At 47.5% G+C, this 15239-nt stretch carries 10 protein-coding genes; 9 read left to right on the forward strand and 1 reads right to left on the reverse strand.

Features of this window, described 5'->3' with window-relative positions; translation table 11 throughout:
• The first annotated feature begins 16 nt into the window (after window positions 1-16).
• The 3 genes from preA to GC096_RS31785 are packed head-to-tail and all read left to right on the forward strand — an operon-like array spanning window position 17 to window position 2965.
• Entirely contained in the window at window positions 17-1312 is a 1296-nt protein-coding gene (gene preA, locus GC096_RS31775; protein ID WP_171635942.1) for an NAD-dependent dihydropyrimidine dehydrogenase subunit PreA, read from the forward strand.
• Between the two features lie 2 nt (window positions 1313-1314).
• Complete coding sequence (gene hydA / locus GC096_RS31780) at window positions 1315-2757, forward strand: dihydropyrimidinase (protein WP_171635944.1); 1443 nt, start codon at window positions 1315-1317, stop codon at window positions 2755-2757.
• Complete coding sequence (locus GC096_RS31785; RefSeq protein ID WP_171635946.1) at window positions 2750-2965, forward strand: hypothetical protein; 216 nt, start codon at window positions 2750-2752, stop codon at window positions 2963-2965. The genes hydA and GC096_RS31785 overlap by 8 nt, the downstream gene beginning before the upstream one ends.
• Here GC096_RS31785 and GC096_RS31790 read toward each other — a convergent pair.
• A complete protein-coding gene (locus GC096_RS31790; RefSeq protein WP_171635948.1) occupies window positions 2962-4569 on the reverse strand; it encodes a PucR family transcriptional regulator in 1608 nt (535 codons plus the stop codon). The two genes, GC096_RS31785 and GC096_RS31790, sit on opposite strands and share 4 nt — an antisense overlap.
• A 124-nt stretch (window positions 4570-4693) precedes the next feature.
• Here GC096_RS31790 and GC096_RS31795 point away from each other — a divergent pair, with 124 nt between their 5' ends.
• The 6 genes from GC096_RS31795 to GC096_RS31820 all read left to right on the forward strand — a co-directional run bounded on the left by GC096_RS31795 (window position 4694) and on the right by GC096_RS31820 (window position 14299).
• The gene (locus GC096_RS31795) at window positions 4694-6136 is read left to right on the forward strand and encodes a CoA-acylating methylmalonate-semialdehyde dehydrogenase (RefSeq protein ID WP_171635950.1); all 1443 of its coding nucleotides are present in this window, start codon (window positions 4694-4696) and stop codon (window positions 6134-6136) included.
• Between the two features lie 265 nt (window positions 6137-6401).
• Window positions 6402-8165, forward strand: a complete 1764-nt coding sequence (locus GC096_RS31800; RefSeq protein ID WP_171635952.1) for an ABC transporter ATP-binding protein — start codon at window positions 6402-6404, stop codon at window positions 8163-8165.
• Complete coding sequence (locus GC096_RS31805) at window positions 8162-9979, forward strand: ABC transporter ATP-binding protein (RefSeq protein ID WP_171635954.1); 1818 nt, start codon at window positions 8162-8164, stop codon at window positions 9977-9979. Before GC096_RS31800 ends, GC096_RS31805 begins: the two co-directional genes overlap by 4 nt.
• A 498-nt stretch (window positions 9980-10477) precedes the next feature.
• On the forward strand, window positions 10478-11272 hold the full coding sequence (locus GC096_RS31810; RefSeq protein ID WP_171635956.1) for a lipid II flippase Amj family protein: 795 nt from the start codon (window positions 10478-10480) through the stop codon (window positions 11270-11272).
• Window positions 11273-11358: 86 nt separating this feature from the next.
• Window positions 11359-12237, forward strand: coding sequence for a radical SAM/SPASM domain-containing protein (locus tag GC096_RS31815; RefSeq protein ID WP_057315601.1), 879 nt, complete (start codon window positions 11359-11361; stop codon window positions 12235-12237).
• A 115-nt stretch (window positions 12238-12352) separates the two neighbouring features.
• Window positions 12353-14299, forward strand: a complete 1947-nt coding sequence (locus tag GC096_RS31820; RefSeq protein WP_171635958.1) for an ATP-dependent DNA helicase — start codon at window positions 12353-12355, stop codon at window positions 14297-14299.
• The last annotated feature ends 940 nt before the right edge of the window (window positions 14300-15239 follow it).

Consider the following 15239-nt stretch of genomic DNA (forward strand, 5'->3'; position numbering starts at 1 on the left):
TCAGGAGGGATTCAGCATGGCTGATTTACGAACGAATCTAGCTGGAATTGTGTCACCCAACCCTTTCTGGTTGGCATCGGCTCCGCCAACGAACACGGGGTATCAGGTTCAGCGGGCTTTTGAAGCGGGATGGGGTGGCGCCGTGTGGAAAACGCTTGGCGATCCGATTATCAATACATCCTCGCGTTTCGCTGCTGTCCATTTCAACGGACAACGCGTTGCGGGCTTTAACAATATCGAGTTGATCACCGATCGTCCGCTTGAGGTTAATCTCAAGGAAATCTATGAAACGAAGAAGCGATTTCCGAATCATACACTGGTCGTGTCCTTAATGGTTGAGCCCAAGCGTGACAAGTGGCACGAGATCGTCAAAAAGGTCGAAGCCGTTGGCGTAGACGGACTTGAACTGAATTTCGGATGTCCGCATGGTATGGCGGAGCGTGGCATGGGAGCGGCATCCGGGCAGCAGCCTGATCTTGTGGAGGCGCAGACGATGTGGGCGAAGGAAGCGGCCCAGACGCCCGTGATCGTGAAACTGACACCGAACATCACAGATATCACAAGCACCGCTTTAGCGGCGGTTCGTGGCGGGGCAGATGCGATCTCGCTCATCAACACGATAAACTCGTTGGCAGGTGTCGACATTGACTCATGGAACACCATTCCTCATGTTGGCGGCAAAGGCTCACATGGCGGTTATTGCGGTCCTGCTGTGAAGCCCATTGCCCTTCATATGGTCGCAGATTGCGCGCGTAATCCAGGGGTCAATATTCCAATTTCCGGCATTGGCGGTATTTCCAATTGGCGCGATGCGGTTGAATTTATGCTCATGGGCGCAACAGGTGTTCAAGTGTGCACAGCCGCCATGCATCATGGCTTCCGGATCGTGGAGGATATGATCGATGGATTGAATAACTATTTGGATGAAAAAGGGCTAGCCAGTGTCTCCGAGTTGATCGGTAAATCCGTCCCGCGCTATGCGGATTGGGGAAATTTGGATTTGAACTATGCCGTAGTTGCCAAGATCGACACGGAAACGTGTATTAACTGCAATAAGTGCCATATTGCCTGCGAGGATACCTCGCATCAATGCATTGAGCGACATACGGATGAGCAAGGGAAGTCCTTTTTGCAAGTGAGGGAAGAGGACTGTGTAGGGTGTAATTTATGCGCGATTGTGTGCCCCGTAGATGGTGCGATCTCGATGGTTGAGGTGAAGGGGACCGAGGAGCCAATGACGTGGAACGAACGTCAAACGGCTGTTGCCAAGCTGACAGAGGGAAAAGATGCCGATAAGAAGGAGGCTGTGTAGTCATGGCCAAACTCATTAAGAATGGAACGATTGTCACTGCAACGGATCACTATCAAGGGGATATTCTCATCGAAGATGGGTTGATTACCGGGATTGGTTTGAACCTTTCACGTGAAGGCGCAGAGATTGTAGATGTCACAGGAAAATATGTTTTTCCTGGCGGTATTGATCCGCATACGCATCTGGATATGCCATTTGGCGGGACGGTCACTGCTGATGATTTCGAGACAGGCACGATAGCTGCTGCCTTTGGCGGAACGACGACTGTGATTGATTTTTGCCTGACGAATAAAGGGAAACCGCTTAGTCAGTCTGTTCAGACATGGCATCAGAAAGCAGAAGGCAAAGCTGTCATCGACTATAGCTTCCATCTCATGATTGCGGAAATCAATGATGAGGTGCTGGCTGAGTTACCGAGCATGATTCATGATGAAGGTATCACGTCACTGAAGGTTTTTATGGCGTATAAGAATGTCTTTCAAGCGGATGACGGCACCCTATATAGGACTTTGCTTGAGGCGAAAAAGCACGGTGCACTCGTTATGGTACATGCGGAGAATGGCGATGTGATTGAGTATTTGATTAAAGAAGCGCTTGAAGCGGGTCAGACTGATCCAATTTATCACGCGCTGACTCGGCCATCCTTGATTGAAGGGGAAGCGACAGGGCGTGCTGCCAAACTCACCGCATTAGCCAACTCTCAGCTTTATGTGGTGCATGTGACGTGTGAAGAGGCTGTGCAGCAAATTACAGAGGCGCGGAATCGCGGTGTCGATATCTGGGGAGAAACGTGTCCGCAGTATCTGATGCTTGATCAATCCTATTTGGAAAAGCCTGACTTTGAAGGCGCGAAATACGTGTGGTCTCCACCACTTCGGCCGAAGTTTCACCAAGACGTGCTGTGGAATGCGTTGAAAACGGGGCAGCTGCAGACGGTCGGCTCGGATCAATGCTCGTTTAATTTTAACGGTCAAAAAGATTTAGGGCTCGGCGACTTCAGCAAAATTCCCAACGGTGGACCTTGTATCGAGGATCGTTTCTCTATTCTGTTCTCTGAAGGGGTGGGGAAAGGCCGAATTACGCTGAATCAGTTCGTGGATATTGTGTCGACGCGAAGCGCCAAGCTGTTTGGTTTGTTTCCGAAAAAGGGGACGATTGCGGTCGGCGGGGACGCGGATATTGTGATTTTTGATCCGAATGCGAAACGCACGATTTCCGCCGAAACCCACCATATGAATGTGGATTATAATCCGTTCGAAGGGATTGAAATTACTGGGGAGCCCGTGACGGTATTGTCGCGTGGAGCCTATGTCATTCGGGATAAACAGTTCGTAGGAGAAGCGGGAAATGGTCAATTCATCAAGAGGGGAACATATGTTTCATTTTCCTCGCAGGTGACTCAACCGAAGAAGGAAACGGTTCAAGGAGGTACTCCTTATGTCTGAATTTGAGCTTTTTCAATCGGAAAAGCAGAAACTTGACGGCTACGTCGCGCAGAAATTCAAAATAGTCGGCGTGCTCGAGGATCTAGAAGGGGCATGGCTAGACCTCGAGCACCCCGGCGGTGAAACCGCGAGGCTTCATTTGACGACGGCGAACGCCAGGAAGTACTACGTTAATGTACTATTGTCACAGGGCAAAACCAAAGCTTAATGGATGGCTCCGTTCAAATATTCATAGCCATGCATGGCGAGTTCCAGTGCGATTCGCTTCTGTGGCTGCATGAAGTCGTCTCCGAGGATCGCAGCAATTTTGTCCAGCCGATGGTATAACGTTTGCCGAACGATGAACAGTTCCTTGGCTGTTTCCTGTTTTGAGCCGGATAGCGCTAGATACATGTGCAATGTTTTCAATAGCTGGCCATTTTTCTCGTGATCATAGGCGATAATCCCATTGAGATAACCGTCTATGAAGGAAGTAAGTTCTCCAGTTTGCTTCATGAGTAGGATCACTTTGTAGATATGAAGTTCGTGATAGAAAGGCTTCGGGAGAACGCCGATATCTTTCTGGATCTCTAACGTTTGTAGGGCAGTTTCATAACTGACTTGAATTTGGAGCGGATCGCTAATTGATTGGCCAATCCCCATTAGCGTCGGAAACAGCAGTGTTTCTTGTGTTTTATGAAAGCGTTGGATCGTACGTAAAATTCGTTCATGACTAGTACCAGAAGGCATTTGATCTATGAGGATGAAGACGATCCGGTGCTCGTACACCGTTGGGAGTAAATAAAAGCCTTCTCTTTCAAATAAGGAGCGGGCGATCATTTGTTTCTGAATTAGGAGTGTTTCCTGCTCTCTGGAACTATTGCTTCCTGCGGCTTTATCGAAGACACATAAGATGATTGGACCTAGTTTCATCGGAGGCTTGATGGTCATGACATAGTCACGAATATCCTGAAGCGAATGCTTGCCGACTAACCAATCGGTCACCCATAGATCCTGTTTGTAACGGGTTTTCTCTTCGATATAGGTCGTACGCATCATCTCTTGGGCAATAGCGGTCGCACATCGATCCAAAGCAAGGATTTGGTACTCGCTCAGCTCTTGTTCGGCATATAAAAGTAGGTCTGCGAACAAATGTTCTAGTGCGAGAATGGGGCGATGAGCAAGCTTGTTTTTGACATCGAAAAGGTGAAACATTTCGCCGTAAATCCATTTCTCATAAAACGCAGCACCATCTGATTTGGGAAGCGAAGGGACGAATACGGAGGAATCCGTATCGAATGGGAAGAAAGCGACCTGCGCTTGCGTCGTCTCGTGCAGCAGTTTGAGAAGTGGGTGCAAGCCTTTGCCTGACAAAAGCAGTTGATTGAGCTTGGTGGAGAGGGATTCTAGATCGGAAACCATTTTGTGATGCTGGTGAATGAAATGCGTATGTAAATCCTGCGTGATATCAATGTAACGGACTTCCTCATGGAAAAAAATAAGCGGAAAATTTGCTTGAAGGGCAAGTGCCTTCATGCTTTCTAGCGGATGCTTCGTATAGGTGCCTAGCTCGATACAAAGACCGGAAGCACCGCTGTCAATTAATTGCTGCAAGAACGAAAGGCTTGTTTCCTCATTGTCCTGCCAACCAATTCCCGTGCTAAGAATAAGCTCATTTCCGTTCAAAAGGTGACCGACTTGCGTAACTTCCATGATGTGAACCCAGCGAACTTTACGGGCCAGTGCTTCTTCCGTAGCAATGGTTTCGGCCTTCTGAAAGAGCGGGCGCTGCAGAATATCGTGCACGGTTAATTGCAATAGGGTCTGTACCAAGCGAAATCACCACTTTCATGTAAGGAAAGTTAACGTAATTGCGAAAAGTAAGGGAATGAACCCTATTATACAATGTGTCCAATGACTTGTGGAGAAAATTTATTGCCCCAGGAGATGAACGGCGATGACGGACCTGCAAAATTTAATTAACGGCGTTTGGGTAGACGCAACAAGTGGGGAAATGAGTGATGTCATCAATCCTGCAACAGGAGGAGTGATTGCGCGTGTGCCACTTTCTTCAGCTGAGGATGTTAAGCAAGCTGTAGCTGCTGCACAAGATGCGTTTGAAACATGGAGTAGAACACCTGTTCCCAAACGTGCACGCGTCTTATTTCATTATTGGCAGCTGCTTCAAGCTCACGAGCATGAACTTGCTGAATTGATTACCCGAGAGAACGGGAAAAGCTACAAAGAGGCACTTGGTGAAGTGCTTCGCGGCATTGAGTGCGTAGAATTTGCAGCTGGTGCACCGTCCCACATGATGGGGACGACACTCGCTAATATTTCTGCGGAAATGGATTCCGAGTTATTTCGGGTGCCATTAGGCGTAGTCGGAGGTATTACACCATTTAACTTCCCCATGATGGTGCCATGCTGGATGTTTCCGCTTGCCATTGCACTTGGGAACACCTTCGTCTTGAAGCCTTCCGAACGCACACCGTTGACCGCGATGAAATTAGCCGCATTGCTCCAAGAAGCTGGTCTTCCTGATGGTGTGCTCAATGTCGTGCATGGTGCCCATGACGTGGTTAATGAGCTGACGTCGTCCCCTTCTGTCAAAGCCGTATCCTTCGTTGGCTCGCAGCCAGTGGCTAAGTATGTGTATGAACGAGCATCCGCTGCTGGTAAAAGAGTGCAAGCCCTCGCAGGCGCCAAAAACTATCATATCGTCATGCCCGATGCCCATCAGGAGAAAACGATCGAGAATATCGTCATGTCTTCTTTCGGTTCTGCTGGTGAGCGCTGTATGGCGTGTTCCGCTGTCGTTGTTGTTGGCGATGGGGATGCGTTTGTTGGCGGGTTGACGGAAGCTGCTGCTCAGTTGGTACTTGGCAGTGGGATGGAGGAGCAGGTGACACTGACTCCGATTATCCGAGATGAGCAGCGTACACGGATCACGAGCTACATTGAGAAAGGGATCACGGAAGGTGCTGATCTACTGATCGACGGGAGAACAGTTGAAGCGTGTGAAGGAGAGGGGTTCTTCCTCGGAGCCACGATATTCGATCATGTCAAACCGGAGATGACGATTGCCAAAGAGGAGATATTCGGGCCTGTCTTGTCGTTATTCCGCGCGGCGGATTTGACTAGCGCTCTGGAGTTAGTGAATCAGTCACGGTTCGGGAACTCAGCGGTTATTTACACGGAGAATGCGAAGGCAGTGCGCCAATTCCGCGAGGAAGTAGAAGCAGGGATGCTTGGTGTCAATGTTGGAGTGCCTGCGCCGATGGCCTTCTTCCCCTTCTCAGGCTGGAAGGATTCCTTCTATGGCGACTTGCATGCCAACGGGAAAGACGGTGTTGAATTTTATACGAAAAAGAAAATGATTACCTCGCGGTATTTTTGAGTATGGATGGCTTATGAACCTGAGGTGGAGCCTCAGGTTTTTCAGAGTGTGGAGGCGCAGTTCCGCGCCTGAAATCCAGCTAGGCCTGATTTCGATGCCTGTAGTGATGAAAAACATCACTACAGCTCAAAAGCCAAACTCTAGTGGATACCACACCGCCCAGAAGGCGGTTTTTTTCATTTTAACCAAACAGTCCGTTGTCGAGAAGGAGTCAATTTAGTATGATGGAGTGTACGTCGAGAGGAATACGGAGGACTCCATTACAATGAAGAAAAACCGAAAAAACAGCAACTCCATGGGACAATACCGCGAGCTGCTTGGCCGCTATTTGTTCCCTCAGAAAGGGACGCTGATTGGACTAACACTCCTGTTGTTCGCATCCATCGGGCTGCAGCTGATTAATCCGCAAATTATCCGCTATTTTATTGATACCGCGCAGTCGCAGGGGGCGATGCAGCCTCTTTTTACGGCGGCGCTTCTGTTCATTGGATTTGCATTAGTGCAGCAGCTTGTATCAGTAATTGCGACCTATTTTAGTGAAAATGTTGGTTGGAAAACAACGAATAAACTACGGGTTGATTTAGCAGCCCATTGTCTGTCGTTGGATATGTCTTTTCATAAAAGTCATACATCAGGCTCGCTGATTGAACGTGTGGATGGGGATGTGAATGCGCTTGCGAATTTCTTTTCCAGTATGATCATTCATTTATTTGGAAATGTGCTGCTTATGGCAGGTATTCTCGTTCTTTTATTCCGGGAAAATTGGTTAATTGGTGTGGGAATGGCTGTTTTCGTCGTTTGCGCGATTTACATGATTGGGTGGATTCGTCAATTTGCTGTGCCTGTTTGGGCGGGGTGGAGGCAAGCAAATGCGGAGTTTTATGGTTTTATCGGGGAACATCTGGAGGGAACAGAGGATATTCGCGCCAACGGTGCGGTACGCTTCGTGATGAATCGCTTTTATACGATGCTCCGAAAAATGCTGCCGCTACGCGTCAAAGCGTTCCTCGGTTTCTGTGCGATGTGGAACATGTCGATCTTTGTTTTCGCGTTAGGAAATGCGATGGCGTTCGGGATCAGCGCCTATTTATGGCATGGTAATCATATTTCCTTGGGTACCGTATATTTAATTTTCTTCTACACGGAATTACTCGCTAAGCCGATCGAGAAGATTCGGACGCAAATGGAGGATTTGCAAAAGGCAGACGCAAGTATTTCCCGGATTCGTGAGCTATTCGCGATTAAATCTAAGATTCAAGATGGAGCTGGGGCTGAGCTTCCGGATGGACCACTTGGGGTTGATTTCAAAGATGTCGTATTCAGTTATGATGACGATCAACCGACGATTGATCACCTGACGATGACTTTGAAACCTGGTGAAGTGCTTGGGTTGCTTGGTCGAACAGGGAGCGGGAAGTCTACAATTGCGAGGTTATTATTGCGATTTTATGATCCGCAAAGTGGTGTGATTGCTCTAAGTGGTACTGACATTCGAGCTTGTAAACTACCAGAACTGCGGAAGCGTGTCGCGCTAGTGACACAAAATATTGAAATCATCCAAGGGACAATTCGTGATAATTTAACCTTTTATGATGAGTCGATTCGGGATGAACAGATTGTTGCAGTACTTCATGAACTTGGCTTAGGTGCTTGGTTTGAAGCGATGCCAGATGGCTTGGATACGGGGCTTGCATCGGGGGGGAGCAGTTTATCTGCTGGAGAGGCGCAGTTGTTGGCTTTTGCACGCGTATTCCTGACGAATCCGGGACTGGTTATTATGGATGAAGCATCATCGCGTCTGGATCCATTGACCGAACAACGGATGGAGAAAGCCGTTTCCAAATTGTTAACGGAGCGCTCCTGCATTATGATTGCCCATCGACTTGCCACTGTACAGCGTGCCGATCACATCGTTATTTTGGATGGAGGGCGTGTGCTGGAATCTGGACGTAGAGAAGTTCTGGCTGCCGACCCGAATTCTAGGTTCAGCCAACTGCTCGCGACAGGGTTAGAGGAGGTGTTGGCATGACAACGTTTCAGTATTTAAAAGGTCTTATCATGTATAAACCTTTTCGATATTTCATTAATGCTCTCGCATGGACCATCATTTATTTGGCACCTATTGCGCCTGGTCTTATTACAAAAGCTTTTTTCGATACGTTGACAGGGAATGCCACAGTGAAGTTTGGCGTGTGGGGCTTGATCGCGCTGTTGATCGGGGCAGCATTGGGACGAATTCTATTGATCATTATTGGATTCATTACGGATGTGCATTTCCGCTTTCGCATGGGGATGCTGCTTCGCCGCAATTTGCTAGAGCATGTCCTCAAGCAACCTGGAGCGCAGGCCATTCCCGTATCTCCTGGGGAAGCTATCAGTCATTTCCGGGACGATGTAGATCAATCGGAGGAAGCGGTGAGTTGGTCGGTTGATGTGTTTGGGATGACGGTTTTCGCCCTCGTGTCCGGATACATATTGATTCGTATCGATGCACAAATGACACTTCTCGTATTTATGCCAATCGTTATTGTCATCACGGCAGCTCAACTTGCAACCGTACGTTTGCAGAAATATCGCGCTGCGAGTCGGGAATCCACCTCCAAAGTAACGGGGGAGATTAGCGAAATGTTCGGCAATGTGCAGGCCATTCAAGTGGCGGGTGCTGAGAAGCGAGTGATGGAACGGTTTCACAGCTTCGGTGATCAGCGTCGCAAAGCGATGCTGAAAGATCGACTCATGAGCGAATTGCTCGACTCCGTTTTCTCGAATTCGGTTAATTTGGGGACGGGACTTTTGCTTCTTTTGGCGGGGACGAAAATGAGAGCAGGGACGTTCACCGTCGGAGATCTCGCGTTGTTTGTTTACTATTTGACTTTCGTGACACAGTTTATTACGAATGTCGGGAAGTTTATTACGTACTTTAAGCAAATGAGTGTTTCACTAGAGCGATTGACCTTCTTGTTGCAAGGCGCATCGGCGAAGGTATTGACGATGGTGAAGCCGTTGTATTTGAAGACGGAGCGGGTGAAGGAAGAGCAAGGGCAAGATAAAGATCAAGTTAGAAATCAAGAGAAAGATCAAGATCAAGAGAATGACAGCGTCGTTGCACCTCCGCTGCAACGATTGGAAGTGAATGGGCTCAGCTACACCTACCCGGATACGGGTAGAGGTATCGCTGACATTCACTTCGCCATGCAAAGAGGATCGTTCACCGTCATCACGGGAACGATCGGCTCAGGCAAAACCACGCTGGTTCGTTCCCTTCTTGGGCTGCTGCCCAAGGAGAGTGGAACGATTGCGTGGAATGGTGTGCCCGTCGAGGATCCGGGCACCTTCTTTACACCGCCGCAGAGCGCATATACCGCGCAGGTGCCGCGGCTATACAGCGATACGCTGCGCAATAATATTTTGCTCGGGCAAGCGGAGCAAGGCGACAGCTTGCAGCAGGCTTTAAACGCGGCGGTGCTCGAGTTCGACGTCGCGCAGCTGCCTGGCGGGCTGGACACGGTCATCGGCCCGCGCGGGGTGAAGCTCTCCGGCGGCCAAGCGCAGCGGACCGCCGCGGCACGGATGCTCGTGCGGGACGCCGAGCTGTACGTCTTCGACGACCTCTCGAGCGCGCTCGACGTCGAGACGGAGCAGAAGCTCTGGGAGCGGATGTTCCAGCGCCGCAGCGATGCGACGTGTCTGGTCGTCTCGCACCGCAAGACCGCGTTGACGCGTGCCGATCACATCATCGTGATGAAGGATGGCCGTATCGAAGCGGAGGGCACATCGGAGGAACTGCTACGACACAGCTCCACGTTCCGTGAGCTGTGGTACGGGGACGATCGCAAGGCTTAGTCATAGGCGTAGTTTCTGCACTCTTCGTGATTACCAATAAAGGGAATCCGAGCTGCATCACGAATAGTGAAATAAAGGAAATTTTTCTGTCGTAACTCGAATCACCAATGTCACCTTCATCATCAACACCGAACACCTAGGCTCTTAAACAAATTAAATCAATTAACTGTAAAAACTACAGCTAATCTTTTAAATTTCTTACCTAATTTCAATATAACTGGATTTTCTGTAGTTAATTTCACCGGAATTCGCTGAAAACGTTGAAACTCGTGAAATTAGCTGCATATTTTCCTTTTAAATTGTCCAGTGGGGGTGAAATCGGCGAAATTACCTACATGTTTTCCATCTATTCCAGGTGCCCCTCCGATCAGAGGGGCGAACCTTTCATTTCCCTCACCACAATCACCAAGAAACCCACCCAATGTGATCAACAGGAGGTGGGTTTTCGTTTTCGCTCTCTTATGCACCTATAACTCTAGTAGAGGATGAACAATTCGCATGATCAACACGCTCATTTTGGTTTTCATTTTGACCATGATCATTCACACAGCCGAGACACTGTCATACTCGATTCGGTATGCGGGGGTGCGGGTGAACAAACTCGCTGTAGCACTATCGCTGGTTGGTATCGTCGTGTTGGTATCGCGCACAGCGAACCTGATTCAGGCGCCGATGACAGCGAATTTTGTGGATTTTGCCAAGCATGAGCCCACGTTTGATTTGGTGCGATATTTACGCATTTCTTTGCTGGCATCGTCAATCGGGACGATTATCGCGATTGCGCTGTTTCCTACTTTTATCAACTTAAGTGCTAGAGTTATTGCTCGTCTCGAACTTGCAGGATCACTGCCGAAGATGCTCACGAATGTAACCATTTCACAATTGAAGAACACGACCAAATATATCAAAAAGCCCAAAGTGAAACTAAGCCAGTTCCGTTATCTCGGCATTTCCAAACGATTCCTATTCATCAATATTGTCGTTACAGCGTTCTATTCCGTAGGTGTTCTAGCCTCCTTATATGCGGCTCATTTATGGCCAGATTATGCAACTACAGCTTCACAAGCGTCGGGTCTGATCAACGGAATTGCGACTATTTTGCTCACCATATTCATTGATCCTCAGTTGGGTCTCATTACCGATAAGGCATTGCACGACGAAGAACAACGTAAGCAGCTAGGCAAAATCTACGCTTTACTCATGACTACACGCTTTCTAGGAACGCTGTTAGCACAAATTTTTCTCGTTCCGTCGGCGTACTTTATTGGCTGGATGGTCCAATTGTTTTTCTAAAAAAGTGTGAAATCCTTTCATTCAGAAGCCTCACTTGGTATAATAGCCTCTATCATAGTAGCGCAAACAAGAAACGGAGTCCGACCATGAAGAAGTTCAAGAAGTTTTATATTGAAATTACGAGTGTATGCAATTTGGCTTGTACGTTCTGTCCACAGACGAAGCGTCAAGCGAATTTCATCAAAATAGATACGTTTACGAATATCCTTGATCAAATTAAGCCGCATACGGATCATATTTATTTGCATGTGAAAGGTGAGCCGCTGCTCCATCCCAAAATCGATGAATTACTCGACCTAAGCCACGAAAAAGGCTTCAAAGTAAATATCACAACAAACGGGACGCTCATTAATAAAAATAGGCACAAGCTGCTTGATAAACCGGCGCTTCGCCAAATGAATTTTTCCTTACACAGCTTTGACGGTCATGAAGGCTCCGAGGATAAGGAAGGTTATGTGACGAGCATTCTGCGTTTTGCCAAGGAAATCGTTGCGAAGTCGAATGTCATTATTTCCTTTCGATTATGGAATTTGGATACCGACAATCAAACGAATTTGGAACGGAATCGGAATCGTGAAGTGTTGGAATTGCTAGAGAAAGAGTTCGAACTCGATTACAAAATCGATGAGAAATTCGTCCGCGGAACTGGCGTAAAGCTCGCTGATCGTGTGTATCTGAATCAGGATCATGAGTTCCAATGGCCGGATTTGAAAGCGGAGGAGATTGAGGGACCTGGCTTCTGCCATGCGCTGCGCAATCAAGCAGGTATTCTCGTTGACGGAACCGTTATTCCTTGTTGTTTAGACGGGGAAGGAGTTATTAACTTGGGGAATATTAACCACACGCCATTCTCCGAAATCGTAGAGGGTGAGAGAGCGAATCGGTTATTCGAAGGCTTTTCTAGACGTGAAGTGGTTGAGGAACTATGCCGTAAATGTGGATATCGCGAACGTTTTAGCATGTAAAATAAAGGCTCATTCCGGACAGCACGTAGGCTGTGGAATGAGTTTTTTGCTTTTAGCCATCTTTCATGAGATAATACAAGTTTGATTCTTAACTTAGAGGGTTGGGGGCACACACGTGGGACGTTATCCATTTGCATATGATCATGCACAGCCATATATGCAGCAGGTGTCCGACTGGATTGCGGATATCTTTTATGACATTTTACCTGAAGCGGGCTTTGAGGTTCGGGATGAACAGATTTACATGGCGTTTCAGCTAGAGCGGGCTTATGCTGAGAAGCAGACGATTTTTGCGGAAGCCGGCGTTGGGACAGGCAAAACGTTAGTCTATTTATTATATGCACTATGCTATTCGCGCTTTACGAAGAAGCCGGCCATCATTGCTTGTGCTGATGAGTCACTCATTGAGCAGCTTGTGAAACCTGGCGGAGATATTGATAAAATTTCTCGCCATTTGAATATGGAAATCGATGCACGACTAGCAAAATCACCAGATCAGTATGCCTGTTTGGTCAAGCTAGATGAGGCCAGATTCGGTCATGAAGATACGGGGCTGTATCGTGAAGTGTATGAGGGACTTCCTGATTTTGTGCATACGCGTGAAGCGCTACAAACATTCCATGCTTATGGAGATCGCAAAAACTATCCGCAGCTGAACGATGAGCAGTGGCACCGCATGAACTGGGATGCTTATCAAGACTGTTTTGTGTGTGATAAGCGGCATCGTTGTGGACAAACCTTGTCGCGTGAATCTTACCGGAAATCGGCCGATTTAATCATTTGTTCGCATGATTTCTACATGGAGCATGTATGGACATATGACGGAAGAAAGCGTGAAGGACAGCTGCCACTATTGCCGGATCATTGCACTGTTGTGTTTGACGAAGGACATCTGATGGAATCCGCTGCTCAAAAGGCTTTGACCTATAAGCTGAAGCATATGGTATTCGAGGAATTGGTCATTCGCTTGTTAAAAGGGGAAGTTCGTGAAACCTTAGCTGTCTGTATTGATCGTGCGATTGAGCAGAGCGAACGTATGTTTGAAGTGTTGGAAAGCTGTTGTCGCCCGATTGCGGGCTCTGACCGTAAACAAATCGTTATGAGTGATCTCTTGAAAAGAGAGATTCTTACGCTCTGTGATATTTTATCCGAGATTGAAGAGGAGCTTGTCTTTGAGGGGGAAATGTTTACTCTTAATGACTATCAGCTGAAAATAGTTGAAGAGCATCTAGAAATGATGCAGAAGGCGTTCGCGTTATTCCGCAACGATCAATCCTTCATTTGCTGGGCGACGGAAAGTATTACAGGACTGAGTCTTGTTGTAATGCCAAGAACGGTGAAGGAAGTTCTCAAGGAGTATGTCTTTTCCTCCAAAATGCCAATCGTGTTCTCGTCGGCTACACTATCCGTAGAGGGTAAGTTCGATTATGTGGCGAACAGCTTAGGCCTTGAGAAATATTTATCATTCTCGGTAGACTCACCGTATGACTACGCGGAACGGATGGAAGTAGTAGCTCCTCGTTTCTCGGAGGGGGGAACTTTCCAGGAGAAGATGACTTCAGCCGCCAGCTTGTTGAAAAGAACAGAAGGCAGAGCGCTTATTTTGTTCCCGACACATCAGGAATTGCAGCGTTTTAAAAAAGAGATGAATGACCGTTCGGATTGCAAGGATTTAACCTTCTTCTACGAGGGAGATCAAGAAATCTCGCATGTGATTGCATCGTTTCAAGAGAATGAGCACAGTGTGCTGGCTGCGGTTAGCCTATGGGAGGGACTAGATATTCCGGGTCCATCGCTCTCCAACGTCATCGTCTGGGCGTTGCCGTTCCCTCCGCAAGATCCGGTATTTAATGCGAAGCGTGAAGCGGCTGTTTCTCCGTATGAAGAAGTCGATATTCCTTATATGCTGCTCAGATTGCGTCAAGGGATGGGTCGATTGATTCGAACGCGAGAAGATAGTGGGATTATTGCGATTTTCAGCGATGAGTTGTATACGAATGCATCGCTGCGCGAGCATGTGGAACGGGTTCTACCGGCAGGCGTTGTGATGAAGTCGGAATAAAGGTTGAAATAGTTCGCGGAAGAGGAGCAGATGACTGCTCCTCTTTTTTGATGTCTTGCATTTTGTATCCCAGGTATCGGAAAAATGCAATTAACTGGAAAATGTACAGCTAATTCAGCTGTTTTGAGACTAAAAGATGAAATAACTGGATTATATGACGTTAATTTGGTGCGGAACGGGCGGAAATAATGAAAACTGCAAAATTAACAACGTATTTTCCACCTAATCATTCTAAAATCAAATTTTCCGCTGAAATAACTGTGTATTTTCCATCTAATCCCAGTTTTGGGGCGTGTAGAGGTAAAGGAGATAAGGAAGCGAGAGGTTGATTGGTGGTAAAGGAGATAAAGGAGGCGAGAGGTTGATTGGTGGTAAAGGAGATAAAGGAGGCGAGAGATTGATTAGTGGTGAGGGAGATAAGGAGGCGAGAGGTTGATTGGTGGTAAAGGAGATAAGGAGGCGAGAGGTTGATTGGTGATAAAGGAGATAAGGAGGCGAGAGGTTGATTGGTGGTGAGGGAGTTAAGGAGGCGAGAGGTTGATTGGTGGTAAAGGAGATAAGGAGGCGAGAGGTTGATTGGTGGTAAATGAGTAGAGGAGGAGAGTGGGTGATTAGTGGTAAAGGAGATAAGTAGGCGATGGGGCTGATTAGAGGTAAAGGAACCGCATAGCTTGCGGCAATAAGTTTTAAAGCGCGTTCAAGAATGATAAGTTTTAAGTGGTATGTGAAGTGCAGTTAAAGGAGCGACGAGGATTAGTGGTAAGGGGAAAATGAAGGTCATGCAGGTTAAAAGGTAATGGACAGTAGGAATAGATCATTTTTTGCCGCGGCACAGTCTAATGCCTAACAAAAGCGTGTATATATAACATATATTGAAAGCGTTTACAACTTGTCCAAAGAAGTACGATCGACCCAATCAACCTCGGCCAATCTGGTGTTA

Source organism: Paenibacillus plantarum (assembly GCF_013141695.1).
Classification (GTDB): Bacteria; Bacillota; Bacilli; order Paenibacillales; family NBRC-103111; genus Paenibacillus_E; species Paenibacillus_E plantarum.